The following is a 26,508-nucleotide window of genomic DNA, read 5'->3' as shown; positions in this document are numbered from 1 at the left end:
GCCTAGCTTAAAGCATCCTTGTGAGCAGTTTCCGTCCGTGTCGCCGACCTGCCGTGCCGGACGAAGGACAGGGCCACAATGACGGCAGAGACGATGAGGACGGCGACGATCTGGGCGCGGGACGCGGCGTCGCTCAGCATGAGCAGGGTGAGCCCGATGAGCGCCGCGAGGGTCACCCACGGCACCCACGTGTCGCCGCGGACCTGCAGCGCGGTGTTCTCGCCGCGGGCCCGCAGCTGCGGGTGGAGCTTGATGTAGCTCAGGGTGATCATGATCCAGGTGACGATGAGGCAGCCGCCGACGGCGTTCATGAGGAAGTCGAGCAGGCCGGGCGGGTTCCACATCTGCAGGCCGACGGCCGCGAAGGCGAAGACGACCGAGAGGATGACGGCGTTGGTGGGCACCGCGTTCGCGTTTGTCGCGCGCAGCCAGCGCGGGGCGTCCCCGTCTTTGGCCAGCTGGAAGGCCATGCGAGAGGTGCCGTAGATCTGCGCGTTGAACGCGGAGAGCAGCGCGAGCACGATGACGGCCTCCATGAACCCGACCACGCCCGGAATGTTCGCCATCTGGAGTACCTGCGTGAAGGGGGAGTCGGCCGCGGAATCCGCGTCGTCGATGGTGCTGTACGGCAGCAGCAGAATAATGATGATGACGGAGCCGATGTAGAAAATCGCGATGCGCCAGACGATGGAGTTCACCGCCCGCCTGACCGCGCTGGCGGGGTTGGAGGACTCGGCGGCCGCGATGGTGACCACCTCGATCCCGCCGAAGGCGAAGGCCACGGCGAGGAGGCCAGCGGCGATGCCGGTGATGCCGTTGGGGGCGAAGCCGGACTCGCGCACGTTGTCGAATCCGACGAAGTCGGTGCCCGGGAGCAGTCCCAAGAACAGCGCCGCGCCGATGATGAGGAAGCCGACGATGACGACGATCTTGATCATGGCGAACCAGTACTCGAACTCGCCGAAGCCTTTCACCTGCGCCAGGTTGATGGCCGCGAACACGGTGACCGCGACGAGCGCGGGTACCCATTGCGGCACCCCGAACCACCCCGCCATGATCGCCGAGGCGCCTGTGATCTCCGCGCCGCCGACCATGATGAGGAGGAACCAATACAGCCAGCCCAGCAAGAACCCGGCCCAGTTGCCGAAGGCTTGGCGCCCGTAGGTGGCAAAGGAGCCGGGGGAGGGGCGCGCGGCGGCCATCTCGCCGAGCATGCGCATAACCGCGATGACCACGAGACCGGCGATGAGGTAGGCGATGAGGATGGCGGGCCCGGCCGCGCGAATGCCCACGCCGACGCCGAGGAAAAGCCCTGCGCCGACGGCCATGCCGAGGCCCATGAGGGTGAGGTGACGCGATTTCAGGCCAGTGCCGAGATCCCCGTTGTCTGGGGTGGCGGGCACGGAAGTGCTCATCGAACGTTCCTTTCTTCGGCGTCGGCGGCGTTGCGACGGAAGGTGCTGGTGGAGGTGTAGAGGACACCGATCAGGGTGATCACGCCGACGACGACGGCGACGGCGAGGATCTGGAAGCGCCCGTCGGGGGTGGTGGCCATGAGCGCGACGATGGCCGCGGCCACCGCGACGGTGACCCAGGGCAATACGGAGGGCGCCCACATGCGCACATGGGTGAGCTCGCCGTTGGTTGCGAGCCGCGGGTGCAGGCGGATGAACGAGAAGGCAATGACGAACCAGATGACCACGAGGCAGCCGCCCACGGCGTTGAGCAGGAAGGGCAGAAGTCCCGGCGGGTTCCAGTACTGCAGGGCGACGGCGACGAATCCGAAGACGACGGAGACGATGACGCCGCGCAGCGGCACGCCGCGGGCGTCGGTGGCGCGGAAGAACGCCGGGGCGTCTCCACGCTCGGCGAGGTTGTGCAGGAAGCGGGAGGAGCCGTAAATCTGCGTATTGCACGCCGACAATAGCGCTACGACGATGACGGCCTCCATGATGCCGACCGCGCCAGGGATGTTGGCCAAGTGCAGCACCGCTGTAAAGGGTGACTCGGAGGCGTCTGTGGCGCCGTCGATCTGCTCGTAGGGCAGCAGCAGCGCGATGAGGATGACGGAGCCGACGTAGAAGATGCTGATGCGCCAGATGATCGAGCGGATGGCCGAGTGCACGGCGGTTTCCGGCTCCTCGGACTCCGCCGCGGCGATGGTGACCATCTCAATGCCGCCGAAGGCGAAGGCCACGGCGAGCAGGGCGGTGGCGACCCCGCCCCAGCCGTTGGGCATGAAGCCGACCTCGGCAACGTTGGACAGGCCGACGAAGTCGGCGCCGGGCAGTAGGCCGAGCCACAGCAGGGCGCCCAGGACGAGGAAGGCGACGATGACGGCGACCTTGATCAGCGCGAACCAGAACTCGAACTCGCCGTAGTTGCGCACGGCGGCGAGATTGATTGCGGTAAACACCACGATGGCGGCGAGCGCCGGGATCCACGGGGAGATGCCAAACCAGGTCGCGATGATGGCGGAGGCGCCCGTGATTTCCACGGCCATGATCATGATCATCATGAACCAGTACAGCCACCCCACGGCGAACCCGGCCCAGGGCCCGAACGCCTGCTCGGCGTAGGTGGAAAAGGTGCCGGAGGAGGGGCGTGCGGCGACCATCTCCGCGAGCATCTGCATCACGCAGACGGTGATGGCGCCCGCGACGAGGTAGGCGAGGATGACGGCGGGCCCGGCGGCTTGGATACCGACGCCGGTGCCGAGGAAAAGACCTGCGCCGATGGCGGAGCCGAGGCCCATCATCGTCAGGTGGCGGGTCTTCAGCTCGCGGCGCAGCCCGCTGCCCTGCGCAGGGGGTGGGACGGTGTGAGACATGGCTTTACTTTAAACACTGTGTGCGGCTGATCCGACTCGGGTGGCGTTTTCGTCGCCGCCCGCGGCCTGCGGCTTTAGCGCGGGCGGACCACGGGGCAGGGCGAGTGGGGCTCGTAGGTGATGCTTATATCGCCATGACCTGCGATCTCACTGGCTGGGACCACGTTCCCGGATCGCGAGTCAGCGACCGCCGTGTCCGGCTCGAGCATGACGTTGACGCCGATCTCGCAGCGGTCCCCCAACTCCACCCCGATGACGCCCGCCGACGGGTGCAGGCGGCAGCCGCTTCCCACCCTCAGCGGCGTCCGGTTGCGCCCCTCGCCGTGCCGCGCGATGAGCGTTGAGGACACGCCCAGCTCGGTGCCCTCGCCGATGGTGACGGCGGACGACAGCCGCCCCTCGATGCGCGCCGGGCCGAGTGAGCCGGAATTCCACGAGACGTAGCCCTCGCGCAACACCGAGGTGCCCGGCGCGAGGTAGGCGCCCAGCCGGACGCGCTCGGCCTCCGCAATGGACACGCCGGAGGGGACGACGTAGTCGACCATGCGCGGCAGGCGCTCGATGCCGTAGACGTGGATCTGCCCGCGGGCGCGCAGGTTGACCCGGATGAACTCGAAGTTATCCGGCAGGCAGGGGCCCTTGTTGGTCCACACCACGGGCACAAGGTGCGTCAGGCAGTCGGTGAGGTTGAGCTCGAGAGGCCTCACCAACCGGTGGGAAAGCAGGTGGAGGCGCAGGTAGACGTCGTGGGTATCGAGTGGGGGCTGCGACAGGTCGGAGATGGTGGTGCGCACCGGCACGAGCTCGACGAGGCGGTCTCGGTCCATGCCGACGAGGTTGAGGAACCTGTCGGACAGTTCGCGGGCGGAGACGCGATGTGTGCCGTCGACAAGCGAGCTGAGCTCCTCCTCGCCGGTGACGAGGGTGGGGGAGGGGTACCACGTGTCCAGCACCGTCCCGTCGGATGCGATGTTTGCAATGCCGGTCGCGCGCGCTCCGAGTGTCATCCCCGCCATGGGGACATCATAACCGCCCGCCGTGTCGGCGCACGCCGCCCGATAGGATGGCCCCGTGGCTTCCCTTGACCTGTTTGCAGACCCCGTCGACCTGACGGCGGCACTCATTGACATCGAGTCTCCGTCCCACCACGAGGGGGCGATCGCCGACGCGATCCACGAGGCGCTCAGCCGGATCGACGGCATCGAGCTCATCCGCTCCGCCAACACGGTCGTCGCGCGCACGAACGCGGGCAAGGAGCAGCGCGTGGTGCTCGCCGGCCACGTGGACACGGTGCCCCTGGCCGACAACACCCCGCACCGCATGAGCGATGGGGTGCTGTACGGCTGCGGGTCGGTGGACATGAAGTCCGGCCTGGCGTGCTACCTCGGGGCGTTCGCTCGCTTTGCGACGTCCCAGAGCTCGCCGTTTGACCTCACGCTCATTGCCTACGAAGGCGAGGAGGTGGCCACGAAGTATAACGGCCTGTTCCACTTGGAGCGCGACCGCCCCGAGCTGCTCGCTGGCGACATCGCCCTGCTCGGGGAGCCTTCGGGCGCCGTCATCGAGGCAGGCTGCCAGGGCACGATCCGCGTCCTTATCAACGCGCACGGCACCCGCGCCCATTCGGCGCGCAGCTGGCTGGGAGTGAACGCGGCGCATCGCCTCGCCGGAGTGCTGAGCCGCGTGGCGCGCTACGAGCCGCGCAGCGTCACCATCGCCGGGTGCGAGTACCGCGAGGGGCTCAACGTCGTGGGCATGAGTGGCTTCGTGGCCACCAACACCATCCCCGACGAAGCGCAGCTGGTGATCAACTTCCGCTACGCGCCGGACCGCAGCGTGGAGGCAGCGAAGGAGCACCTCGAGCAGGTGCTCGCGTTGGACGAGGACCTCGAGCTCGTGTGGGACGACGTCGCTCCCGCCGCGCTGCCGGGACTCGACGACCCCGTCGCCGCGGGCCTGGTCAGGGCGGTTGGGGGGACGTTCCGTGCGAAGTTCGGATGGACGGATGTGGCCCGCTTCTCTAACCTGGGCATTCCGGCTGTTAATTATGGGCCCGGCGACCCGGGCTACGCCCACAAGAAGGACGAGCAGTGCCCGGTAGAGCAGATCCGCACCGTGCGGCGGACCCTCGACGCCTACCTGGCGGCTGACACAGCCCCTCGAGCAGGCTGTGACTCTGACTCGGCCAACTAACTGCTGGTTCACCGACAACAGACACAGACAACGCACTCAACTGGAAGGCCTGACACGTGGCGCCCCACAAAACCCCCCGACCCGACCGCGAGCGAAAGCTGCGCGGCCCCCTCATGCTGCGCAGCGAGGACAGGCAGGCGTCGACCTATGACCAGCGCCTGCTCGAGTCGCTCGGAAGCTCCGACCACGACTGGAAGCACGCCGACCCGTGGCGGGTGATGCGCATCCAGTCCGAGTTCGTCGCTGGCTTCGACGCGCTGTCGGACCTGCCCAAGGCCGTCACCGTCTTCGGCTCCGCCCGCCTCGGCGAAGGCACCCCGGAGTACGAACAGTCCTGCGAGCTGGGCAAGGCGCTCGTGGAGGCCGGCTACGCCGTCATCACCGGCGGCGGTCCGGGCCTCATGGAGGGCCCGAACCGGGGCGCGCACAACGCCGGGGGTATGTCCGTGGGCCTGGGCATCGAGCTCCCGTTCGAGCAGGGGCTTAACGACTGGGTCGACCTGGGCCTGAACTTCCGCTACTTCTTCGCCCGCAAGACCATGTTCTTGAAGTACTCGCAGGCCTTCATCTCGCTGCCCGGCGGCTATGGCACCCTCGACGAGGTCTTCGAGATGCTTGTCATGGTGCAAACCGGTAAGGTGACCAACTTTCCGATGGTCCTTCTCGGCTGCGAGTTCTGGGGTGGGCTCGTCGAGTGGATCCGGAGCCAACAGCTCGCGCGCGGTCTCATCTCCGAGGGCGACGACGAGCTCTTCTTGGTCACCGACTCGATCGAGGAGGCCGTCGACCACATCGTGCGGGCGCACAAAGTCATGACGGACGAGCGCATCCGCGGCAGGAAGGGCGAAGGAGGCCTCCGCTAGATGCGCGCTCAGGTCATGGCGATCGTCAACCGGACGCCTGACTCGTTCTACGACAAGGGGGCCACCTTCGGCCTCGACGCCGCCCGCGCCCGCGCCGACGAGGCGGTGGCGGCGGGCGCCGCGATCATCGACGTCGGCGGCGTCAAGGCGGGCCCCGGCGACAGCGTCGGCATCGCCGAGGAAAGCGAGCGCGTCGTCCCGCTGATCCGGGCAGTGCGTGAGCGCCACCCCGAGGTCTCCATCTCCGTGGACACGTGGCGCTCCGAGGTCGCCCAACGCGCGATCGACGCCGGCGCGGACCTCATCAACGACACGTGGGCCGGCTACGACCCGGAGCTCGTCGAGGTCGCCGGCCACAACCAGGTCGGCTACGTCTGCTCCCATACCGGCGGCGCGACGCCGCGTACCCGGCCGTATCGTGTCCACTACGATGACGTGGTCGGCGACGTTATCCGGGAGACGACGCGGCTGGCACAGCGCGCGCTCGACTGCGGAGTCCCAGAGGGGAGGGTCTACATCGACCCCACCCACGACTTCGGCAAAAACACCTTCCACGGCCTCGAGCTTCTGCGCAACGTGGACCGTCTCGTGGCCACCGGGTGGCCGGTGCTCATGGCGCTGAGCAACAAGGATTTCGTCGGCGAAACCCTGGACCGTCCCGTGGGCGAACGCGTGGCCGGCACGCTCGCCGCGACCGCGTGGTGCGCCGCCCGGGGCGTGGCCGCCTTCCGCGTCCACGAGGTGCGCGAAACCCTCGACGTCATCGCCATGACGGCGGCCATCGCCGGCGAAGAGCCGCCCGCGAACACCGTCCGGGGCCTGGCATGAGGGTCTCGGTGGTCATCCCGGCGCTCAACGAGGAAAGTACGGTGGCCGGGGTCGTCGAGACCTGCCTGGCCTCGTGTGCCGAGGAAGTTCTCGTCGTCGACTCAGACTCGACCGACGCCACCGCGCCCGCCGCCCGTGCGGCGGGGGCCCGCGTGCTCAACTGGCGCGAGATCGCGCCCGAGATCGCGCCCCGCCCCGGCAAGGGGGAGGCCCTGTGGCGCGGCGTCCTGGCGGCGCGCGGCGACGTCGTTGTCTTCGTCGACGCCGACGTCACCTCCCTCCGGCCGGAGTGGGTTGACAAGCTCGCCGCCCCCATTGCCCACGGAGCCCACCTGGTCAAGGCCTCCTACTCGCGCGGTTTCGAGGGCCGCACGTCCGGCGGCGGACGGGTCACGGAGCTGACGGCGAAGCCGCTTATCCGGCAGCTCTTCCCCGAGCTCAGCCACATTGACCAGCCGCTCGCCGGCGAGTACGCGATCCGCCGGGAGAGCGCCCTCACGCTGCCCTTTGTCGCAGGCTACGGGGTGGAATCGGGCTTGCTTGTCGACGTCGCCACGCGCTTCGGCCCCGACGCCGTGACGCAGGTCGGGCTCGGTGTCCGCATGCACCGCAACCGCACCCTGGAAGAGCTGGCACCCATGGCCGACGTGGTCACGCGCACCCTGCTCGCGCGCGCGGGGTGGGCGGGCGCGGTCGAGCAACGCCCGCCCTGGCGCCGCGATACTATCTAGCCCATGCTTTCGTGGATCCTGCTCATCGTGGTCATCGCCCTCGTTGCTGCGCTCGGCTTCGCGCTCTCGGCGCAGATCTTCGGCCGCGGGGAGGCGCTCGAGCCGATGCCTCCCGGCCCTGAGGTTATCGAACGCAACCGCCGCGCCGTGGAGGACGGCAGGCTCGGCGACGTCGCCTTCGAGGTGGTCCACCGCGGCTACGACATGCAGCAGGTCGACGCCCTGATCGCTCAGCTGACCGGTCAGCCTGTCAGCCCCGCCGGGGTTGGACGCGCGCCCCAGCCGGAGGCCGCGCCCGGGGGAAAGAGCGTAGAATATCACGAGACAGAAACATCACCCGCAGGGGCCGAACCCGCCCTCGCGCGGGGGAACATGCAGGAGGGCCAGTATGGCAGCGATGAAACCGAGGACCGGCAACGGGCCGATGGAAGCGGTCGAGGAGAGCAGGAAGATCGTCATGCGGATTCCCTCTGACGGCGGCGGCCGCCTCGTCGTCGAAATGACGAAGGAAGAGGCGGCCGAACTCGGCCAGCTTCTCACCGACGCTGCGGGAGCGTAGGACCCCGCCACTGGGGAGGGCGCGCTAAGATCATTCCATGCTCAAAGACATCGTTGACGTCCTCGCCGACCCCGTCGACCTGTCCCCGCTGCGGGGGGAGGATGACTTTTCCCGCCTCGTCTCTGAAACGGGGCACTCGTACGACGTAGCCCGCCAAGGCTACGTCACTCTCGTCGGCGGCGGCGGGCTGCACCACGAGGGCGATAGCGCCGACATGGTCAGCTCCCGCGAGGTCTTCCTGTCCCGGGGCTACTTCGCCCCCTTCGTGGAGACGCTCACCGAGCGCGTCGCCGATGCGGTCGACGCGTCCCACTCCGCCGAGCCGGTGGTCCTCGAGGTCGGCGCCGGCACCGGATACTACCTCGCGCACACCCTCGACAGCATCGAGGGATCGCGCGGGGTGGGCATCGACATTTCCACCCCGGCCGCCAAGCACTTGGCCAAGGCCCACGACCGCATCGGAGCCATCGTCGCCGACGTGTGGGAGGGCCTGCCGCTTCGCGACGGCTCAGTCGACGCCATCACCGTCATCTTCGCGCCCCGCAACCCGGCGGAGTTCGCGCGTGTGCTCAGCGACGACGGCGAGGCCATCTTCCTCGCCGCCGACAGCGGCCACCTCGACGAGCTGCGCGAGCCGCTGGGCATCCTCGGCGTGGAAAAGAACAAAGTGCGGCGCCTGCTGGACCAGACCGCGGGCCACCTGACGCAGGTGGGGGAGCCGGAGCTGGTGGAGTTCCCGATCCGCCTGGATCGCAGCTCGATCGCCGCTCAGGTGGGCATGAGCCCCTCGGCGCGCCACCTTGACCCGGCCGTTCTGGCACGGCGCGTCGAGCAGCTGCCCGACCACTTGGACGTGACGGCGCGAGCCCAGCTCCTGCGCTTCCGCAAGGCCTAAACACCTCAGCGCCCGCCCGCTGTTAGTCGCCTCGGCGCCATTCCCCGTGGATGCGGGCTTCGCCCGCGGAGCGCACCCGGATGCCCGAGCACCCGCCCTCCGGCCACAGCCGCGAGGACATCGTGACGGCGCCGCCGCCCGCGAAGACCTCGAGGGTGGAGCCGTCGACGATGATGGTGATGCTGTCTTCGTCCTCGTCGTGTAGATCGGACGTCGCCGGGGATCCGTCGAGGCGGTCCACGGTGATGGTGTCGCCCGAGTGCGTGACCACGGCCGCGGGCTCGCCGCTGGCGTCGAGGATCTCCGCGGTGACGGAGGAGCCGACCGGGATCTCGCAGATGCCGGTCCAGAGCCGCACGTTGTGGGCCTCGGAGACGGCGTCGGGCAGGCCGGGCGCCGGCGTCTGGTAGAGGCGGCCGTTCTGCAGAGTCACGCGGCGAGGCAGGCTGAGCGTCCCGGCCCAGCCCTCGGACTCCCAGTTGCGCTCGTGGGTCAGGTCCGCGCCGCGCCCCGCTGTGCGCATGGCACCGAAGATATAGGCGCGGTCGAAGCGGGCGGAGACTTCGGTGGAGTCGTGTGTGTAGTTGGTGGTGCGAGGGCGCGAGAAGTCGTGGCCGCGGTCGATGGGCAGCGCGGGGGTGCGCACCTCAAAACAGTGCCCGCGCAGCGTGCCGGTGACGTAGACGGTCTCGTCGCGCCCGGCGCGCTCTAGGGTGATGAGGAGGACGTCGTAGATCTGCCCGTCGACTTCGTCACGCAGACGGATGATGCGGGGGGCGACGATGGACTCGTTGGCGGGGTCGAAGCCGGGGTCGCCGTCGAACTCGAGCGCGCCGAGCGCTTTCCACGCCGTGCCGTCACCGGAGCTGAGCACCACGACCACGGGGTGATCGCCGGCGCCGGTGACGGCGAGCATGAGCCAGCCTTCCTGGCCGCGGTCGCGGTCATCGTGGTCGACCCACCCCGGGACCACGCAGGGGGAGCGGAAACGTGTGAAGCTCGCTGCGTCGGCGACGACGTTGCCGCGCCGGCTGAAGGCCGCGCTCACGGAGTAGTCCTCGTTGACGTCGTCGCATAGCTCGTTGAGGTCGTCGGCGTGTGCGATCTGGACCGAGGTATTGGACTCTGTGACGGAGGTGAAGTACAGGTCGACGCCGCCGCGGGCGGCGACGACGGCACCAGCGCGCACGGCGATCTCTCCGGCCGCGGGGGCGATCGCGTCGTTGCACTCGACCCAATCGAAGGGGTTGCGTTCCGAGCAGGAGTGACCCCAGCGGCTGGCCTCCTCGGGGGAGGGTTTGTACTGGTAGAACACGTGCCACGTGTCGTCGTCCGCGTCGGGGGTGGAGTGGCGCAGGATGCCGGCGGCGCCCTCGAGGATGCCACTTTCTGCCGTGATGTGAAGTTCGGGACGGAAAACGCTCATTATGTGTGAGTACCTCTAAATCAAGCTGGAATAAATGTCGACGGTTTGCTGGGCGATCGTGCCCCACGAGAACTCCTGACGCGCCCGCTCAAGACCCGCGCGGCCGAGGCGGGAGGCTCGCTCCCGGTCCGCCGCGATGGCGTTGACGGCGTCGGCGAGGCCGCGCTCGAAGGCGTCTGGGTCGTTCGCCTCGTAGTCCACCAAGGTGCCGGTCTCCCCATCGACGACGACCTCGGGGATGCCGCCGACGCGGGAGGCGACGACGGCGGTTTCGCACGCCATGGCTTCGAGGTTGACAATGCCCAGCGGCTCGTAGACCGAGGGGCAGACGAAGACGTCGGCGGCGGAGTAGACCTCGCGGATCTTCTCGGGCGGAAGCATCTCCTGGACCCAGAACACACCCTCACGCTCCGCCCGCAGCGTGTCCACAAGGCCCTCGGTTTCCGCTGCGATTTCGGGCGTGTCGGGGGCGCCCGCGCAGAGGATGAGCTGAATGTCGGCGTCGAAAAGCCGGGCGGCCTTCAGTAGGTGGGGGACCCCTTTTTGGCGGGTGATGCGGCCGACGAAGGCGACGACTGGGCGGTCCGCGTCCACCCCGAGTTCCTCGGTGATGGTGCCGTGCCCCGGGTACCAGCGCTCGGTGTCGACCCCGTTGAGGACCACGTGCACCTTTTCCTCGGGGATTCGCGGGTAGGCGGCGAGGATGGACTCCTTCATGCCGGATGAAACCGCGATGACGGCGTCGGCGTGCTCCATCGCGTTCTTCTCCGACCACGAGGACACGTCGTAGCCGCCGCCGAGCTGCTCGCGCTTCCAGGGGCGGTCGGGTTCGAGAGAGTGCGCGGTGACGACGTGCGGGATGTCGTGGAGCAGCCCCGCCAGGTGGCCGCCGAGGCCCGTGTACCAGGTGTGGGAATGGACGACATCGAGCCCGCCGGCCGCGTGGGCCATGCGCAGGCCCGTGGACAGGGTCTTCAGCGCCCCGTTCGCGTCGTCGAGGGCGGGGTCGGCTCCGTGGACGACAACGCCCGCTTCGTCGCGCGGCTGGCCCATGCAGTGGACCTCCACGGAGGCGATGGTGCGCATGAAGCGCGTGAGCTCGGTGACGTGGACGCCAGCGCCCCCGTAGATCTCCGGGGGGTACTCTCTCGTCAGCATTCCGACTTTCATACCCGCCGAGCCTAGTGAGGAATGCCGGGTGGTGCACTGACGCGGCACAGACGTGCCGGAGACACGCCGCAGACGTGCTCGAAGGCAGAGCACAACCCGTGCGCTGCCGGAAAAAACAGCATAGGCTGGCGGAGTGTGAAGACCCAGCCGAGAGTTCTTGCCATCGTCCTCGCGGGCGGCGAGGGGAAGCGCCTGTTTCCGTTGACCGCCGACCGCGCCAAGCCTGCGGTGCCGTTCGGCGGCAACTACCGCCTGATTGACTTCGTCTTGTCCAACCTGGTCAACGCCGGCTACATGCGCATCGCCGTGTTGACACAGTACAAGTCCCACTCGCTTGACCGGCACGTGGCTACCGCTTGGAACCTGTCGGGCCCGACGCCGCAGTACATTGCCTCGGTGCCCGCGCAGCAGCGCCGCGGCAAGCGGTGGTACAACGGCTCAGCGGACGCGATCGTCCAGTCTCTCAACCTCATCTACGACGACATGCCCGATTACGTCCTCGTCTTCGGCGCGGACCACGTCTACCGGATGGACCCCTCCCAGATGGTCGAGGACCACATCCGCTCGGGCAAGGGGGCGACGGTGGCGGGCATCCGCGTGCCGCGTTCGGAGGCGCGCGCTTTCGGCTGCATCCAGGCCGATGACGATGGCACGGTGACCGAGTTCCTGGAGAAGCCGGCCGACCCGCCGGGAACTCCGGACGACCCCGAGGTCACCTACGCTTCGATGGGCAACTACGTCTTTTCTACGGAGGCGCTGATCAAGGCCTTGCTCGAGGACGAGCAGAACGAGGACTCGGACCATGACATGGGCGGAGACATTATCCCGTACTTTGTCAACCTCGGCGACGCCCACGTGTACGACTTCTCCCGGAACGAGGTCCCGGGCGCGACGGATCGCGACAAGGGCTACTGGCGCGACGTTGGTACGGTTGACTCCTTTTACGAGGCCCACATGGACCTCATTTCCTCGCACCCGGTGTTCAACCTGTACAACAAGGCGTGGCCGATTCACTCCACGGAGGATGGCAACCTCCCGCCCGCCAAGTTCGTCGTGGGCGGTATCGCCCAAGAGTCCATCGTCGGCTCGGGCTCGATCATCTCCGGCTCGACGGTGCGCAACTCGGTGCTGTCCACCGACGTGCGCGTCGAGGAGGGGGCTTCCGTCGAGGGTTCGGTGCTGATGCCGGGTGTGCGCGTGGGTAAAGGTGCCGTGGTGCGCCGCGCCATCTTGGACAAGAACGTCTACGTCTCCGAGGGCGAAATCATCGGCGTGGACCTTGAGCGCGACCGCCAGCGCTACACGGTTTCGCCGCACGGCGTTGTTGTCGTGGGCAAGAACCAGGTGGTCTAGTTAGCGCCGCGTGACCAGGGTGACGCCGCCGTCGAGCGGCAGGCGGGTTACCACGGCGCCTTCGGACTCGCCAAGCTTATCGACGTCCCCCTCGGCCGCCCTGGCCGCCTCCGTGTCGCGGTCGCGGCGCGTGGGGTCGGCCACTGTGCCGTCGAGAAGCGAGCCAGCGATGACGAGGGTCCCGCCTGGGGCGAGCAGCGGCCAGGCGGCGGTCACGAGCGAGCTCAACTCGACCGGTGCGACGTCCGCGTAAACGAGGTGGTACGAAGCGGGGGCGAGCCTGCTCATCACGTCTAACGGCCGCGCGGTGAGAAAGCGCGCGCGGGATGGCGCGAAGCCCGCCACGCGGAACGCCTCGCGCGCCGCGGATTGGTGCTCGGCCTCCGGGTCGATGCACGTCAGGGTCGACTTTTCGGGCAGGCCGCGGAGGATGTGCAGACCGACCGCCCCCGCGGCGGGGGTCACGGCGACGGCCCCATACGCGGGCGCCCCCGCGGCGGCGAGGGTGCCGACGAGCGCGCCGAGGGCGGCGCCGGGGGCGGGCAGGAAGTTCTCTTCCGCGTGGGTGAGCGCCACAGTGAGTCCGTGGGCGACATCCTGCTCCGCGCCGGTTGTCGCCTGCTTGGCGATGTAGTCGTTCATAGTGCGAAACGCCGAATCAGTCACGCCATCTATCATAGGCCGGATACTGAACGGAACCCGGCGATGGCCCGGTTCGGACACAGCTGTCCACTGTGAACGAATTTTTATGCGTTGACAGCGTTTTGCCGGTTGGTTTTGTGGCGCCGCCACATCTAATTTGGGAGAATCATTTATATGTCACGCGCCCGAGCACCCCGAGCACACCGAGCATACGATGCCCGCCGCCCGTCCCCGCACCACCCCGACGCCGCTGACGCCGCCGACAGCTCCGACGCCCCGCTGCGCGGGACAGCCGCGTTCGACGCCGGTGAGGCAGAGATGCCCTCGTGGGCGGAGCTCGTCGCCGAGCACGCCGATAGCGTCTACCGCCTCGCGTTCCGGCTGTCGGGCAACCAGCACGACGCGGAGGACTTGACGCAGGAGACGTTCATGCGCGTGTTCCGCAGCCTGAAGAACTACCAGCCGGGAACCTTCGAGGGGTGGCTGCACCGGATCACCACCAACCTCTTCTTGGATATGGTTCGCCACCGCGCGAAGATCCGCATGGAAGCCCTGCCCGAGGATTACGAGCGCGTCCCCGGCACCGACATGACGCCGGAGCAGGCCTATACCGCCTCCAACTTGGACCCGGCGCTGCAGCGGGCGCTCGACGACCTCAGCCCCGACTTCCGCGTCGCCGTCGTGTTGTGCGACGTCGTCGGGATGACCTACGAGGAAATCGCCGAAACGCTGGGCGTGAAGATGGGCACGGTGCGCTCTAGGATCCATCGCGGCCGCACTCAGCTGCGCGAAAACCTCGAAGCTCAGGCCCGCGAGGACGTTAGCGCCCACGAGCTCATCCGCGTGCGTTAAGCGCGCCGCCCCGCTTCCGCCGCCCAGCGGAGTATAAAGGGAGAGAAAGTAAGGCTTACGTAAGCCTTTAGGTACGCCGTGGAGAAAGGAGGCGCTGTCATCGTGGCCGAGCAGACGGGGGCGTCAGCCGGGGGCGCGGGACAACCGCGTTTTTTCTCCACCGAGCACCTCAGCACGGAAGCGATCGCCGCCTTCGCCGACGGGGAGTTGTCTCCGTCCGCCGAGCGGCGCGCACACGCTCACATCGCCGAGTGCGCGGAATGCCGCCGCGACATCGACATCCAGCGCGCCGCGGCCGCGCGCCTGCGCACCTGCCGGGGGGACGAGACACTGCGCGCCCCCCGCACCCTCGTGGAGCGGCTCAGCCACGTCAGCGAACTTGAGCCCGACGACGAGACCCAGCGGGACACGAGCCGCGGCGCCGAGATCGTCAACGACGTCGTCGGCGCCGCCCTTCGCGCGCTGCGCCGTCACGGGTAGGCCGTCACGGGTAGGCCGTCACAGGTAGAGTGTAAGCCGTGTTTTCCAGTATTGGGTGGGGCGAAATCTTCTTCGTCCTCATCATCGGCCTCATCGTGATCGGCCCCGAGCGCCTTCCTGGGGTGGTGCGGGACGTTCGCGCAGCGATCTACGCCGCGCGTAAGGCCATCAACAATGCGAAGCGGGAGATGGAGCTCGACGGCGCCTTCGAGGAGTTCGAGGAGTTCCGTAAGCCCTTCGGCACGGTTACCGAGTACGCAGCCCTCGGCCCGCGGCGGGCGATCACCAAAGTGTTGTTCGAAGACCCGGACGACGAGCCCGTGTCGGCTCCGTCTCCCGCGCCGGAGCGTCCGTCGGGTCCGCGCCCCGCGCCGAAGCCCCCGACACCCCCGCAGCCTCAGCCCTCGCAACCGCGTGACGACGGTGGCGAGGCGCCCAGCGGGGGGTTCTCTTGGGCGGATATCACCTAGCGGCTGACTCCGAGGTTGAGGCTTTTGCCCGCCAGCGACTCGCGGCGGACCTTGAGCTTCGCGGCGATCTCGTTGAGCGCCGCGCCGGCGGGCGAGTGCGGGTCGGAGACCGCAACGGGCGTGCCGGCGTCGCCGTGCTCGCGCAGGACGGGGTCGAGGGGAACGGAGCCGAGCAGGGGGACCGTGTCGTTGTCCGTCAGGGCGGTGAGCCGCGTGGCAACGTGCTCTCCGCCGCCCTCGCCGAAGACATTCACCACGGAGCCGTCGGGCATGACCATGCCCGCCATGTTTTCCACGACGCCCGCGATGCGCTGCCCCGTCTGCTGGGAGATTGTTCCGGCCCGCTCGGCGACCTCGGCGGCCGCAGCCTGGGGGGTGGTGACGACGATGAGCTCGGCGTTAGGCACAAGCTGCGCCACCGTGATGGCGACGTCGCCGGTTCCCGGCGGCAGGTCCATGAACAGGACGTCGAGGTCGCCCCAGTAGACGTCGGAAAGAAACTGCTGGATCGCGCGGGTGAGCATCGGACCGCGCCAGACGATCGGGGCGTTGCCCTCGACGAACTGGCCCACAGAGATGTGGCGCACGTTGTGGGCGATCGGCGGCATAATCATGTCGTCGACGACGGTCGCCGTGGCGTCGGCAGCCCCCATCATCCCGGGCACCGAGTGGCCGTAGATGTCGGCGTCGAGGATGCCCACGCTCAGGCCTTGCGCCGCCAGCGCGGTGGCGAGGTTGACGGTGACGGAGGATTTGCCCACACCGCCTTTGCCGGAGGCCACGGCGTACACGCGCGTGCGCGTGTCAGGGTCGGCGAACGGGATGACGGGCGTGGACTGCGCCCCGCGCAGCTTCATGGCAAGAGCGCGGCGCTGCTCGTCGCTCATTGTGTGCAAGTCCACGGTCACGGTGCCCACGCCGTCGAGCTCCTCGAGTACCGCGCGCACGTTCGACTGAATCGTGTCGCGCATTGGGCAGCCCGCGATAGTGAGGTACACGCCGACCGACACGTCGTTGCCGTCAACGGAGACGGATTCGACCATATCGAGCTCGGTAATGGGCTTACCAATTTCTGGGTCCTCCACGCGGCTGAGTGCCTCGCGGACCCGATCTTCGGTGATTACTGGGGTCGTAGACATCACCGACAGTATAGGCCCGTCCGCCCCTCGGCCCCTGACTGCCACCACCACGAGTATCGTGGAGGGGTGGGCGCGACGGGAATGCGCCCGGGAATGCGCCCAGGAAACCACTCAAAGATACGACAAAGGACGTGAACGTTCATGACACAACCCGCAGGATCCGCACGTGGCAATGCCCCCCAGGTCGCGGTTGAGCGCCCCGCCGGCTGGCCGGTCGGGAGCTTTACCACTTACGCCGAGGCACAGCGTGCCGTCGACGGCCTGTCTGACCAGGAGTTCCCGGTCGAGGACCTCGCCATCGTCGGCGTCGACCTCATCCAGGTGGAAAGCGTCACCGGCCGACTGACCTGGCCGCGCGTGCTCGGCGGCGGCGCCCTGGCGGGCGCCTGGCTGGGTCTTTTGATCGGCCTGATCTTCGCCATCTTCTCCATCCCGGGCACTGGCTGGGCGGTTCTGTTGTGGTCGCTGCTCATCGGCGCGATCTTCGGCCTGATTTTCGCCGCCATCAGCTACGGCGTGTCCGGGGGCAAGCGCGACTTCTCCTCGGCGACCACGATCGTTGCTGGCCGCTACGACGTGCTGTGCGAGCCCTCGACCGCCCCGCGGGCCCGCGACGCCATCGCCCAGATGGGCTTTGGCACCCCCGCCGCACCACGAGACGCGGGGAACGAGAATTAGAACACCCGCGAAAGGAACGACTCCTATGACTCAGCCTCGGTGGCTCGCCGCGGCGGGCGTGGCTGCCGCCTCGGTGGTTTTCGCCGTGGGCGTCAGCCTCATCGCCGACGGTATCGCCGTCGTGTCGGCGGCGGATGATCGCCCGGCCGTCACGATCGGGGTCGAGCCACGCTCTCCCGAACAGCTCGTCTTGGGGGAGATCTACCAGCAGCTCCTGCTCTCGCAGGGGCGTCAGGCGGATGTGGTCGCATTGACGCCGGCCGACGAACTCGGCTGGGGCGAGGTGAGCTTCGCCGTTACCTGTACCGGTACGGCGCTTCGGCACTTCGACGCCCGGGGCGCAGAGGAACTTCGCGCCCAGCTGGCTGACGAGGCGGACGGGGAGTCGACTCCCTCGGAAGAGACGTACGCTGCCGCTGTGGGGGTCATGCCCGGGCATGTGATGACGGTCGACCCCTCGCCCGCCGAGGGCTGCGGTGGCTCGCACGAGGGCGCCCTGCCCGAAAACATCATCCCCGTCTTTCAGAAGGCGCTATTCACCAGGGGAGAGAGGCAGGGAATCAACTCCGCCACCCGCGCTTTGGACACCGATGACGTCGCGGAGATGGCCGAGAATGTCGCGGGAGGGACCGAGCCGCAGGAGGCCGTGGCCGAGTGGCTGCAGGAGTACATGGGCATCAGGGTCTCTGACCGCCCGTCTGTCGGCACCGCCACAGAGGCGAACCAGCCGCCGGCGGTGTAGCGGCCGGCCGGGGGGCGCGGTGAAGCGTTAACAACAGAGCGAAAAAAAGGGGCCGTCCCGCGCGAGTGCGGGCCGGCCCCTTTTCGCTGGGCTACTACTCGGCGAAGGCCTCGTCAAGCAGCTGCTTCTCCTCCATCTGGTGGACCTTGGCCACGCCGGTCGCCGTCGTGGACTGCGAGCGGCGGGACACGCGCACCATCTCGGGCATGTCCTCGACGAAGTTGCGCAAGTGCTCGTTGTAGAACGGCCACGCGCCCTGGTTGGCCGGCTCGTCCTGGACCCACCGGATCTGCGTCGCGTTGGGGTAGTTGGCAAACGCGTCGGAGAGGCGGTTGAAGGGGATCGGGTGGAGCATCTCCACGCGGATGATGGCGACGTCGTCGCGCCCATCCTTCTCGCGGCGCTTGTCCAGCTCCCAGTAGATCTTGCCGGAGCACAGCAGGATCGTCTTCACCTTGGAGTGGTCGGCGCCGGAGATCTTCTTGTTGCCGCGCTCGACAAAGTTCGGGTCGTCGATGACGGACTGGAAGCGGTTGACCTCGATGAAGTCGGCCGGCTGGGACGTCGCGGCCTTGTTGCGCAGCATCGACTTCGGGGTGAAGACGATGAGCGGGCGCTTCATCTCGCCGAGCGCTTGGCGGCGCAGGAGATGGAAGTGGTTCGCCGGGGTGGACGGCTGGGCGATGGTCATGGACCCCTCGGCGACGAGCTGTAGGAAGCGCTCGATGCGCGCGGAGGAGTGGTCCGGGCCCTGGCCCTCGTAGCCGTGCGGCAGCAGGGCGATGAGGGAGGACAGCTCGCCCCACTTGGTCTCACCGGAGGAGACGTACTCGTCGATGATCGTCTGGGCGCCGTTGGCGAAGTCACCAAACTGGGCCTCCCAGGCGACGACGGCGTCGTTGTTGCCCACAGTGTAGCCGTACTCGAAGCCCATGCCGGCGAACTCCGTCAGCGCGGAGTTGTACACCTCGAAGCGGCCGTCGTTTCCCGCGTCGACGGCGTTGGCGTCGAGGGGGTTGTAGGCCTCGTTCGTCTCCGGGTCGTAGAGGACAGCGTGGCGCTGGGTGAAGGTGCCGCGCTGCGAGTCCTCGCCGGCGAGGCGGACGTACTTGCCTTCCTCCGCCAGGGAACCGAAGGCGAGCAGCTCGCCCCAGCCCCAATCGATGTCGCCGTCCTCGAAAGAACCGCCGCGCTTTTTCAGCACGGAGCTCAGGCGCTTGTTCGGGGTGAAGCCCTCCGGCAGGTTGCCGTAGGTGGCGGCAAGCCGCTTGAAGGTCTCTTCGGAGATGTTGGTGTCCAGACCGCGGGTGAGCTTCTGTGCCTCGGTAATGCCGGTCTGCTCGCTCGGCTTGCCCTCGTTCGCCTTGACGTCGGAGAAGACGGAGTCGAGCTGGTCGTGGAAGTCCCGCGCCGCGATCTCGGCTTCTTCCTTGGTCAGATCGCCGCGGCCGATGAGGTCGTTGGTGTAGCGGGTACGCACCGAGGGGTGGGACTGGATCTGCTCGTACATGCGCGGCTGGGTCACCGTCGGGTCGTCGGCCTCGTTGTGGCCGCGCAGGCGGTAGCAGATGAGGTCGATGAAGACGTCCTTGCCAAACTCACGGCGGTACTCCGCGGCGAGCTGGGCGACCCACGCGGCGGCCTCCGGGTCGTCGCCGTTGACGTGGAAGACGGGGCAGTCGAAGCCCTTGGCCAAGTCCGTGGCGTAGTAGGTCGAGCGGCCGGAGTCCGGCGTGGTGGTGAAGCCGATCTGGTTGTTCACCACGATGTGGACGGTGCCGCCGACGGAGTAGCCCTTGAGGTTCGAGATGTTGAGCGTCTCCTGGACAACGCCGAGGCCGGTGAAGGAGGCGTCGCCGTGCAGCATGAGCGGCATGACCGGGTGGTCGGTGCGGCCCTCTGTGTGCTTGAGGTGGTCGTCCTTGGCGCGGGCGATGCCCACGAGCACGGGGTCGACGGCCTCGAGGTGGGAGGGGTTGGCCGCGAGCGAGACCTTGATCTCGCCGTCGCCGAACATCTGGATGTGCTCGCCCTGGAAGCCCAGGTGGTACTTCACGTCGCCGGAGCCGCCCTGCTGGGCGGACTGCATGTTGCCCTCGAACTCGTTGAAGATCGTGGCAACCGGCTTGCCCACGATGTTGAACAACACGTTCAGGCGGCCGCGGTGCGGCATGCCGATGACGACTTCGTCGAGGCCCTGGCCGGCGGCAGTGTCGATGACCGCGTCCATGAGCGGGATGAGGGTTTCCGCACCCTCGAGGGAGAAGCGCTTCTGGCCCAGGTACTTCGTCTGCAGGAAGCTCTCGAACGCCTCGGCGGCGTTGAGCTTCTGCAGGATGTACTTCTGCTCCGCGTTGGTCGGCTTGGGCATGCCGGCCTCCATGCGGTCGCGCAGCCACTCGCGCTCGTCGCGGTCGAGGATGTGGGTGTACTCGGCGCCGACGTGCAGCGTGTAGGCGGCGCGCAGGCGGGAGAGAACCTCGCGCAGGGTCATGGTTTCCTTGCCGCCGAAGCCGCCGACGTGGAAGGTGCGGTCGAGGTCCCAGATGGTCAGGCCGTGGGTCTCCATGAGGAGGTCACGGGAGTCGGGTTTGGGCAGGCCGGGCTGCTCCCAGCGCAGCGGGTTGGTGTCCGCGACGAGGTGGCCGCGCGAGCGGTACGCCTCGATGAGCTGCATGACTCGGGTGTCCTTGTTAATGCCCGTGTTGGGCAAGTCCTGTGCCCAGCGCAGCGGGGAGAAGGGGATCTCCAGGGAGGAGAAGATCTCGTCCCAGAAGGTGTCGTCGATAAGCAGCTGCGAGATGTCGCGGAGGAACTCGCCGGACTCCGCGCCCTGGATGACGCGGTGGTCGTAGGTGGAGGTCACGGTGACGAGTTTGCCCACGCCGAGCTCCGCGAGGCGGTCCTCGGATGCGCCGGCGAACTCCGCCGGGTAGTCCATGGCGCCCACGCCGACGATGGTGCCCTGCCCGGTGGTCAGGCGCGGGATAGAGTGGCGGGTGCCAATGCCGCCCGGGTTGGTCAGCTGGATGGTCACGCCTTGGAAGTCTTCGATGGAGAGCTTGCCCACGCGGGCGCGGTCGACGATGTCCTCGTAGGCGTCGACGAACTCGTTGAAGGCCATGGTCTCGCAGCCCTTGATGGCGGCGACCACGAGGGAACGCGAGCCGTCCTTCTGGGGCAGGTCGATGGCGAGGCCGAGGTTGATGTGCTCCGGCTGTACAGCGAAGGACTTCTTGCCGTCCTCGCGGTAGCTCTTGTTCATGTCCGGGTGCAGCTTGGTGGACTGGACGATCGCGTAACCCAGGATGTGGGTAAAGGAGATCTTGCCGCCGCGGGTGCGCTTGAGGTGGTCGTTGACTAGGGCGCGGTTTTCGAACATGAGCTTGACCGGCATGTCCCGCACCGTGGTCGCGGTGGGGATGCTCAGAGACTCGTTCATGTTCTTGGCAATCGCCCGAAGCGCGCCCTTGAGCTGGATCTCGCCCGGCTCGACGGTGGCGGAGGCGGCCTTCTCCATGGGGGAGACCTTGGGCTTCGCCACCGCGGTCGGGCGCTTCTTCTCCGCCTTCTTGGCGGCCTGGTCCACCTTGGTCTCGCGCCCGTCCTGGCTCGGCGCGGCGGTGGAGGCGGCGAGGTCGGCATCGGTTTTTGCCTGGGCAGGGGCCGTGCCGGACGCCGCTGCCTTGTCGTTTGCCGCGCCGCGCCCGCCGGCGGGCTGGGCCGCGGCAGAGCCCGTGGCGGAGGCGGGCGAGCCTTCCTTGTCGAAGAGGTCGCGCCACTCCTTGTCTACGGAGCCGGGATCCTCCTTGTACTGCTGGAACATCTCGTCTACCAGCCAGTCATTCTGGCCGAAGGTTATGTCGCTGCTCACGGCAGGTGCTCGCCTCTCTTCTCGGGTGGTGTCAAGCGGTAACTTAGTCGACTCTAATTGCGGTCCGGGAATGAGCGCTAACTCACTCCCGGTTTTCGTGCGGTGCTCGCGCGGCCCACCCCCATTAGCGGTTGATGGACCATGCCCGGGCGTACGCTCCGCCCCGCTCGAGGAGGGCCCCGTGGGAACCGTCCTCTATAATACGTCCTTCATCAATGACGAGGATGCGGTCGGCCCGCGCCGCTGTCGCAAGCCGGTGAGCGACCACGACGGCAGTGCGTTTCGCGGTGGCGTGGTCGGTCGCGTCGAGGACTGCCTTCTCCGTGGCGGGGTCGAGCGTCGCGGTGGCTTCGTCGAGAAGCATGAGGTCGGGCTCGAGCATTTCGGCGCGGGCGAGCGCGATGATCTGACGCTGCCCGGAACTTAAGCCCCGGCCGCGCTCGCCGACGGGGTGGTTGAAGCCCCCGGGGATCGTGGCGATGGTCCCCAGCGCCCCGATGCGCCGCACGGCCGCCTCGACGTCTGCGTCGCTCGCGTCGTCGACGCCGTAGGCGATGTTGTCGGCCACGGTGCCGGGGAAGAGGTAGGTCTCCTGCGGTACCTGGGCGACGGCGCGACGCCACTCGGCAAGCGGAAAGCCCGCGATGTTGTGACCGGCGGCGCGCACGGTGCCGGTCAGGGGGTCGTACAAGCGAGCAAGAAGCTTGACGACGGTCGACTTGCCCGCCCCGGTCGGGCCCACCAGAGCCACGGTGTCGCCGGCGCGCAGGGTGAGGTCGACGCCGCTGAGCACCGGCTGGGCCGGGTCGTAGCCGAAGGTGACGTCCTCGAAAGCGAGCTCGCCCGCCGCGGCGCGGGCGGCGCCGGGGTCCGTCCCGGTGTCGGGGACGCTCGCGCGCGTTTCCAGCAGCTCGGTGATGCGGCCAAAGGAGATCGTCGCCTGCTGCCAGGAGTCGAAGATCTGGCCGAGCTGCTGGATGGGGCCGTACAGCTGGCCTAAATACATGGTGAAGGCGACGAGGACGCCGACGGACAGGTCGCCCTGGGCCACCCTGGCGCCGCCGACGGCAACGACCACGGCTGTCATGATCTGCGCGATGGCCTGCATGCCGGGAAAATAGGTGGCCAGCAGGGTCGTCGAGCGCATCCGGTAGCGCCGGTACGTGTCGGAAGCGCTCTCGAAGCCGGCCTGGGCCGCCTGTTCCCCCAGGTGCATCTGGGTGGGGCGGATCCCGCCGATGAGCTCGGCGAACTCGCCGTTGACGGCCGAGATCTGGGCGCGGGAGGCGGCATACCACCGCTTCGACAGCATGCGGAAGACCACCGTCGCAGCGACGATGACGGGCACCGCGGCGAGCGCGACAAGCGTGAGCTGGGGGTCAGTGGCTACGAGCATGACGCACACGCCGACGAGCGTGGCCACCGAGACGATGGCCTGGGCGAGGCCGGTCTGCAAGAAGCTGGACAGGGTGTCGATGTCCGTGGTCATCCGCGTCATGATCCGCCCCGACAGGTGGCGCTCGAAGTAGGCAAGCCCGAGGTGCTGCAGGTGCGCGTAGCTGCGCAGCCGCAGACCGTAGAGCAGACGCTCGCCGGAGCGGGCGCTGAGCACGGTCATGGCGGCCTCGCTCGCCCACGCGGCGGCCACCACGGCGAGGGCGAGCGCGCCGACACGCCAGACGACGCCGGGCTCTCCCTGCTCGATGCCGAGGTCGATGCTGGTGCGCACGAGCGTGGGGAAGGCGAGGTCCGCCAGCACGCCCACGACAAGCAGCGCCGCGGTCGCGGTGATCAGCCATTTCACGTCGGCAAACAGCTCGGCGATGCGGAACGGGCGGCGCGGCGCGCGCAGCGGTGCGGCGTCGACGCGGGGCTCCTCCGTCGCGGCCGGCAGTGCCGCCACCTGGCGCCGCAGCTGCGGGGTGGCGGTGATGGCGCCGCCGCGGCCCATGCCCGGCGCGGAGGCCAGCACGCGCTCGCGCTCGGGGGCCTCCACGTCCGGCCAGAGGGCGCCGCGGGAGGGCTCGGCGGTGGGGGAGGGCGCGTGAGCCGGGGACATGAGGGCGCGGTACTCGGCGCTCGCGGTGGCCTCGTCGCGGGGCGCGTCGACGACGGCGCGGCCGGACTCGACCACCACGACGCGGTCGGCGTGGTCGACGGTGGACTGGCGGTGCGCCACCGCGATGACGGCGACGTCGGCGAGGGTGGCGCGCAGGTTGGACAGGATCGTCGCCTCGTTTTCGGCGTCGATGGCGCTGGTGGCGTCGTCAAGCACGAGCACGCCGGGGCGCGACAGCAGCGCCCGGGCGAGCGCGACGCGCTGGCGCTGCCCGCCCGAGAGGGTCATGCCGCGCTCGCCGACGACGGTGTCGTAGCCCTCCGGCAGGCGCTCGATGAACTCGTCGGCGCGGGCGAGGCGGGCCGCCTCGCGCACCTGCTCGTCCGTGGCCTCGCCGCCGGGCGCGCCCATCGCGATGTTCTCGCGCACCGTGGAAGAAAAGAGGAAGGATTCGTCGAAGACGCAGGTGACCTGGCCGCGGATGCCCGCCGTAGGCAGGCGGGAGTACTCGGTGGGGCGCAGGTGGGCGTCGAGAAGCGCGATGCTGCCCTCGCTGGGCTCGTAGAACCCCCCGGCGAGCTGCACCGCCATGGACTTGCCCGCGCCGGCGGGGCCGACGAGGGCGACGAACTCGCCCGGGTGGACCTCGAGGTCGAAGCCGTCGAGGACGCGATGGCCGCCGGTGTCGAAGGTGACGTCGCGAAAGCGGAGCCCCACCGGGCCGGCCGGCGCCGCGGCGGGGTCGGCGGGCTCGGTGCGACCGGGGCGCAGTGTGAGGACCTCCCCGAGGCGGTCGACGGAGCTCATCCCCATTTGCAGGCGCACGTACTGGTTGGTGAGCATGCTCATCAGCCCCGTCATGGAGACGAGGTAGGTGGTAAACGCGACGAAGCCGCCGAGGGAGATCGCCCCGGACATCGCGGTGAGACCGCCGGCGACGATGGTGATCACGAGAGCGATCTTCGGCAGCTGCGCGAGCACAGGCTGGAAACGCGCCGTGAGCTTCGCCGTGCGCATCTTCGTGGCGTAGAGGTGGCGGCTCAGCCGGTCGAGCTCGTCGATGGCGCGTTCCTCGCGCCCGAATGCCTTGACCACCCTTACACCCGAGACCGTGTGCTCGACGTGCTCGGCGAGATCGGCCGCCGACTGCTGGTTCACCCAGGTCGCGGCGTACAACGCGCGGCGCGAGCGGTTCGCCTCCCACAGAATGAGGGGCAGAAGCGCCAGCGCGAGCAGGCTTAAGCCGACGTCCATCGCGAACATGACGGCGAGGGTGAAGGCCAGCTGCGCGGTGCGGGTGACAAAAAGCGGCAGGGTGGCCAGCACCATGTGGAACTGGTTGAGGTCCGTGATCGAGCGCGAGACGACCTGGCCGGTGACAATGTCGTCCTGTCCCGGCCCGTCGAGGCGCTGGAGGGTGCGCAGGATACCCACGCGCACGCCGTGCTGGCTGCGCGTGGCCAACAACCCGGCCGAGTAGCGGCGCATCCAGTTGAGAGCGTAGGTGGCCAGGGCGATGCCCACCATGGTCCACGCTATTCGGGTGATAGAGCCGTCGGCCGCGCCGGAGGCGACGTCGACGGCGCGCCCGGTCAACGAGGGCAGGGCGACCTGGGCCACGGCGGCGACGAGGGCGGTCACGCAGGCGAGCGTTGCCGGGGCACGGTTCGCCCCGAACGCCTCGGCCAGCAGCACGCGCCGGGGGCTGGGTTTAGCGTCAACGGCGCATCAGCCCTTTGCGCGGCGCGTCCTGTCCAGGTTCCTTCCCCCGGTTCTTCCCCGCGGCCTTGCGCACGAAGCGGAGGAAGCCGCGGGAGCCGGTCTCGGCGTGCCCCTGGTGCCCGGCGGCGCCCTCCTCGTCGGCAGCGGGCGCGGGCAGCGCCTCGAGGAAGCGCGGGGGCAGTGGGCCCAGGCTGGGGGAGACGGTGTCGATAATCCGCGCTGCGAGCTTCCGGTTCGCGGCCACCCCGGCGACGACGCCGATGCCGAGGGGGAGGATCTTGCCCAGCCACGCCCGGCTGAGGCGCTTGCGCAGAGACCTCAGAGCGACGCGGGTGAGAATGCTATTCGCCTCCGCCAGGCGCGGGCCGGAAAAGCGCGACAGGGTGGCTGCGGCGGGGACGCCGCGTGTGTCGTCGCCAAGCAGCGCGTCAACGACGGCAACCCCTTTCGCCCCGGTCAGGGCCACGAGCACGACGGCCCGGCGGCGCTGAGGATCGGTGATGTCCACCCCGCGCAGGTGGGCGCTGGCCATGGTGTAGAACGCCGCGATGTCGAGGAAGAGGACGGACTCCCCGGCGACCGTCACGCCCCCTGTGACGAAGCCGATGCCCGGTACGGCCGCGGCCGCCCCGACGCCGGCCCCGGTGCTGGAGACGGCGGTGCGGAAGTGCTTGTCCACGATCGCCTGGACCTGCGCGGGGGTGGCCTCGGGGTGCGAGCGGCGCACCCACTCGACGTAGGCGCGGATGGGGGCCGACTGCAGCTGCGCCGCCTTATCGACGGCCGCGATGAGCGCCCGACCCAGCGGACCGGCCTCCTCCTCGAGCGCAGCGGCGTCCGAGTTGAGCGCGTCGGTGATGATGCGCTGCGTTTCCGCCCCCTCCGCCGTGGCGGGGCCGGACCGCGTCCCAAACCTGAAAACCATCGCTTCTCCTTATCTCCGGCGCCCGTTCTTGGCGCCTCAGTGGCCGCTCGCTGCCGAGCGCAGGGCCGCGGCAGCGC

The 26,508-nt window shown here is 68.6% G+C and carries 23 protein-coding genes; 13 read left to right on the top strand and 10 right to left on the bottom strand.

Annotated features, from left to right (window positions below; all coding sequences use genetic code 11):
- Positions 1 to 2: 2 nt before the first annotated feature.
- The 3 genes from BLT81_RS06065 to BLT81_RS06055 all read right to left on the bottom strand — a co-directional run bounded on the left by BLT81_RS06065 (position 3) and on the right by BLT81_RS06055 (position 3,837).
- Positions 3 to 1,415, bottom strand: a complete 1,413-nt coding sequence (locus BLT81_RS06065; RefSeq protein WP_019194071.1) for an amino acid permease — start codon at positions 1,413 to 1,415, stop codon at positions 3 to 5.
- The gene (locus BLT81_RS06060; RefSeq protein WP_019194070.1) at positions 1,412 to 2,830 is read right to left on the bottom strand and encodes an amino acid permease; all 1,419 of its coding nucleotides are present in this window, start codon (positions 2,828 to 2,830) and stop codon (positions 1,412 to 1,414) included. The genes BLT81_RS06065 and BLT81_RS06060 overlap by 4 nt, the downstream gene beginning before the upstream one ends.
- Before the next feature lie 74 nt (positions 2,831 to 2,904).
- A complete protein-coding gene (locus BLT81_RS06055) occupies positions 2,905 to 3,837 on the bottom strand; it encodes a 2,3,4,5-tetrahydropyridine-2,6-dicarboxylate N-succinyltransferase (protein ID WP_019194069.1) in 933 nt (310 codons plus the stop codon).
- A gap of 64 nt (positions 3,838 to 3,901) precedes the next feature.
- Here BLT81_RS06055 and dapE point away from each other — a divergent pair, with 64 nt between their 5' ends.
- Genes dapE through BLT81_RS06020 form a run of 7 tightly spaced genes read left to right on the top strand, consistent with a single transcriptional unit; the run spans position 3,902 to position 8,899 of the window.
- Positions 3,902 to 5,023 carry a succinyl-diaminopimelate desuccinylase gene (dapE, locus tag BLT81_RS06050; protein ID WP_019194068.1) on the top strand — a complete coding sequence of 374 codons (1,122 nt, stop codon included), beginning with the start codon at positions 3,902 to 3,904 and terminating at the stop codon, positions 5,021 to 5,023.
- Between the two features lie 56 nt (positions 5,024 to 5,079).
- A complete protein-coding gene (locus BLT81_RS06045) occupies positions 5,080 to 5,886 on the top strand; it encodes an LOG family protein (RefSeq protein ID WP_019194067.1) in 807 nt (268 codons plus the stop codon).
- Positions 5,887 to 6,714 (top strand): dihydropteroate synthase, encoded by an 828-nt coding sequence (gene folP, locus BLT81_RS06040; RefSeq protein WP_019194066.1) that lies wholly within the window; start codon positions 5,887 to 5,889, stop codon positions 6,712 to 6,714. It abuts the gene before it with no gap.
- A complete protein-coding gene (locus BLT81_RS06035; RefSeq protein WP_040421253.1) occupies positions 6,711 to 7,445 on the top strand; it encodes a glucosyl-3-phosphoglycerate synthase in 735 nt (244 codons plus the stop codon). The genes folP and BLT81_RS06035 overlap by 4 nt, the downstream gene beginning before the upstream one ends.
- 3 nt (positions 7,446 to 7,448) lie before the next feature.
- Positions 7,449 to 7,919 (top strand): hypothetical protein, encoded by a 471-nt coding sequence (locus BLT81_RS13090; protein WP_019194064.1) that lies wholly within the window; start codon positions 7,449 to 7,451, stop codon positions 7,917 to 7,919.
- Positions 7,843 to 8,004: a DUF3117 domain-containing protein gene (locus tag BLT81_RS06025; RefSeq protein ID WP_231286593.1), complete on the top strand. Its 162-nt coding sequence runs from the start codon at positions 7,843 to 7,845 to the stop codon at positions 8,002 to 8,004. Before BLT81_RS13090 ends, BLT81_RS06025 begins: the two co-directional genes overlap by 77 nt.
- A 37-nt stretch (positions 8,005 to 8,041) precedes the next feature.
- A complete protein-coding gene (locus BLT81_RS06020) occupies positions 8,042 to 8,899 on the top strand; it encodes a methyltransferase domain-containing protein (RefSeq protein ID WP_019194062.1) in 858 nt (285 codons plus the stop codon).
- A 22-nt stretch (positions 8,900 to 8,921) separates the two neighbouring features.
- Here BLT81_RS06020 and BLT81_RS06015 read toward each other — a convergent pair whose 3' ends face one another.
- Both BLT81_RS06015 and glgA read right to left on the bottom strand, forming a co-directional pair.
- Entirely contained in the window at positions 8,922 to 10,325 is a 1,404-nt protein-coding gene (locus tag BLT81_RS06015; RefSeq protein WP_019194061.1) for a GH32 C-terminal domain-containing protein, read from the bottom strand.
- Between the two features lie 15 nt (positions 10,326 to 10,340).
- Positions 10,341 to 11,495 carry a glycogen synthase gene (glgA, locus tag BLT81_RS06010; RefSeq protein WP_040421252.1) on the bottom strand — a complete coding sequence of 385 codons (1,155 nt, stop codon included), beginning with the start codon at positions 11,493 to 11,495 and terminating at the stop codon, positions 10,341 to 10,343.
- A 135-nt stretch (positions 11,496 to 11,630) separates the two neighbouring features.
- Here glgA and glgC point away from each other — a divergent pair, with 135 nt between their 5' ends.
- Positions 11,631 to 12,848 (top strand): glucose-1-phosphate adenylyltransferase, encoded by a 1,218-nt coding sequence (gene glgC / locus BLT81_RS06005; RefSeq protein ID WP_019194059.1) that lies wholly within the window; start codon positions 11,631 to 11,633, stop codon positions 12,846 to 12,848.
- Here the strand turns inward: glgC and BLT81_RS06000 are convergent, their stop codons facing one another.
- Complete coding sequence (locus BLT81_RS06000; protein ID WP_040421250.1) at positions 12,849 to 13,526, bottom strand: O-methyltransferase; 678 nt, start codon at positions 13,524 to 13,526, stop codon at positions 12,849 to 12,851.
- A 138-nt stretch (positions 13,527 to 13,664) separates the two neighbouring features.
- Between BLT81_RS06000 and sigE the strand changes: the two genes are divergently transcribed.
- The 3 genes from sigE to tatB all read left to right on the top strand — a co-directional run bounded on the left by sigE (position 13,665) and on the right by tatB (position 15,292).
- Entirely contained in the window at positions 13,665 to 14,342 is a 678-nt protein-coding gene (gene sigE, locus BLT81_RS05995; RefSeq protein ID WP_081582907.1) for an RNA polymerase sigma factor SigE, read from the top strand.
- Between the two features lie 102 nt (positions 14,343 to 14,444).
- A complete protein-coding gene (locus BLT81_RS13210) occupies positions 14,445 to 14,822 on the top strand; it encodes an anti-sigma factor family protein (RefSeq protein ID WP_051011454.1) in 378 nt (125 codons plus the stop codon).
- Positions 14,823 to 14,860: 38 nt separating this feature from the next.
- Positions 14,861 to 15,292 carry a Sec-independent protein translocase protein TatB gene (gene tatB, locus BLT81_RS05985; RefSeq protein WP_019194056.1) on the top strand — a complete coding sequence of 144 codons (432 nt, stop codon included), beginning with the start codon at positions 14,861 to 14,863 and terminating at the stop codon, positions 15,290 to 15,292.
- Here tatB and BLT81_RS05980 read toward each other — a convergent pair.
- On the bottom strand, positions 15,289 to 16,431 hold the full coding sequence (locus BLT81_RS05980; RefSeq protein ID WP_040421249.1) for an Mrp/NBP35 family ATP-binding protein: 1,143 nt from the start codon (positions 16,429 to 16,431) through the stop codon (positions 15,289 to 15,291). The genes tatB and BLT81_RS05980 overlap by 4 nt on opposite strands.
- A 141-nt stretch (positions 16,432 to 16,572) precedes the next feature.
- Here BLT81_RS05980 and BLT81_RS05975 point away from each other — a divergent pair, with 141 nt between their 5' ends.
- Together BLT81_RS05975 and BLT81_RS05970 are read left to right on the top strand one after the other, a co-directional pair.
- Positions 16,573 to 17,109, top strand: coding sequence for a YflT domain-containing protein (locus BLT81_RS05975; RefSeq protein ID WP_019194054.1), 537 nt, complete (start codon positions 16,573 to 16,575; stop codon positions 17,107 to 17,109).
- Positions 17,110 to 17,134: 25 nt separating this feature from the next.
- The gene (locus BLT81_RS05970; protein ID WP_019194053.1) at positions 17,135 to 17,851 is read left to right on the top strand and encodes a type 2 periplasmic-binding domain-containing protein; all 717 of its coding nucleotides are present in this window, start codon (positions 17,135 to 17,137) and stop codon (positions 17,849 to 17,851) included.
- Between the two features lie 94 nt (positions 17,852 to 17,945).
- On the opposite strand, the gene BLT81_RS05965 is transcribed toward BLT81_RS05970, so the two are convergent.
- The 3 genes from BLT81_RS05965 to BLT81_RS05955 all read right to left on the bottom strand — a co-directional run bounded on the left by BLT81_RS05965 (position 17,946) and on the right by BLT81_RS05955 (position 26,431).
- Positions 17,946 to 21,725 (bottom strand): multifunctional oxoglutarate decarboxylase/oxoglutarate dehydrogenase thiamine pyrophosphate-binding subunit/dihydrolipoyllysine-residue succinyltransferase subunit, encoded by a 3,780-nt coding sequence (locus BLT81_RS05965; protein ID WP_019194052.1) that lies wholly within the window; start codon positions 21,723 to 21,725, stop codon positions 17,946 to 17,948.
- A 124-nt stretch (positions 21,726 to 21,849) separates the two neighbouring features.
- Entirely contained in the window at positions 21,850 to 25,479 is a 3,630-nt protein-coding gene (locus BLT81_RS05960) for an ABC transporter ATP-binding protein (protein ID WP_019194051.1), read from the bottom strand.
- Between the two features lie 22 nt (positions 25,480 to 25,501).
- Positions 25,502 to 26,431, bottom strand: coding sequence for a hypothetical protein (locus BLT81_RS05955; RefSeq protein ID WP_019194050.1), 930 nt, complete (start codon positions 26,429 to 26,431; stop codon positions 25,502 to 25,504).
- Between the last annotated feature and the right edge of the window lie 77 nt (positions 26,432 to 26,508).

The sequence above is a fragment of the Corynebacterium timonense genome, assembly GCF_900105305.1.
In the GTDB taxonomy this organism is placed as follows: domain Bacteria; phylum Actinomycetota; class Actinomycetes; order Mycobacteriales; family Mycobacteriaceae; genus Corynebacterium; species Corynebacterium timonense.
Note: the sequence above shows the minus strand (reverse complement) of the source record. Positions and strands in the feature narration are given on the sequence as shown.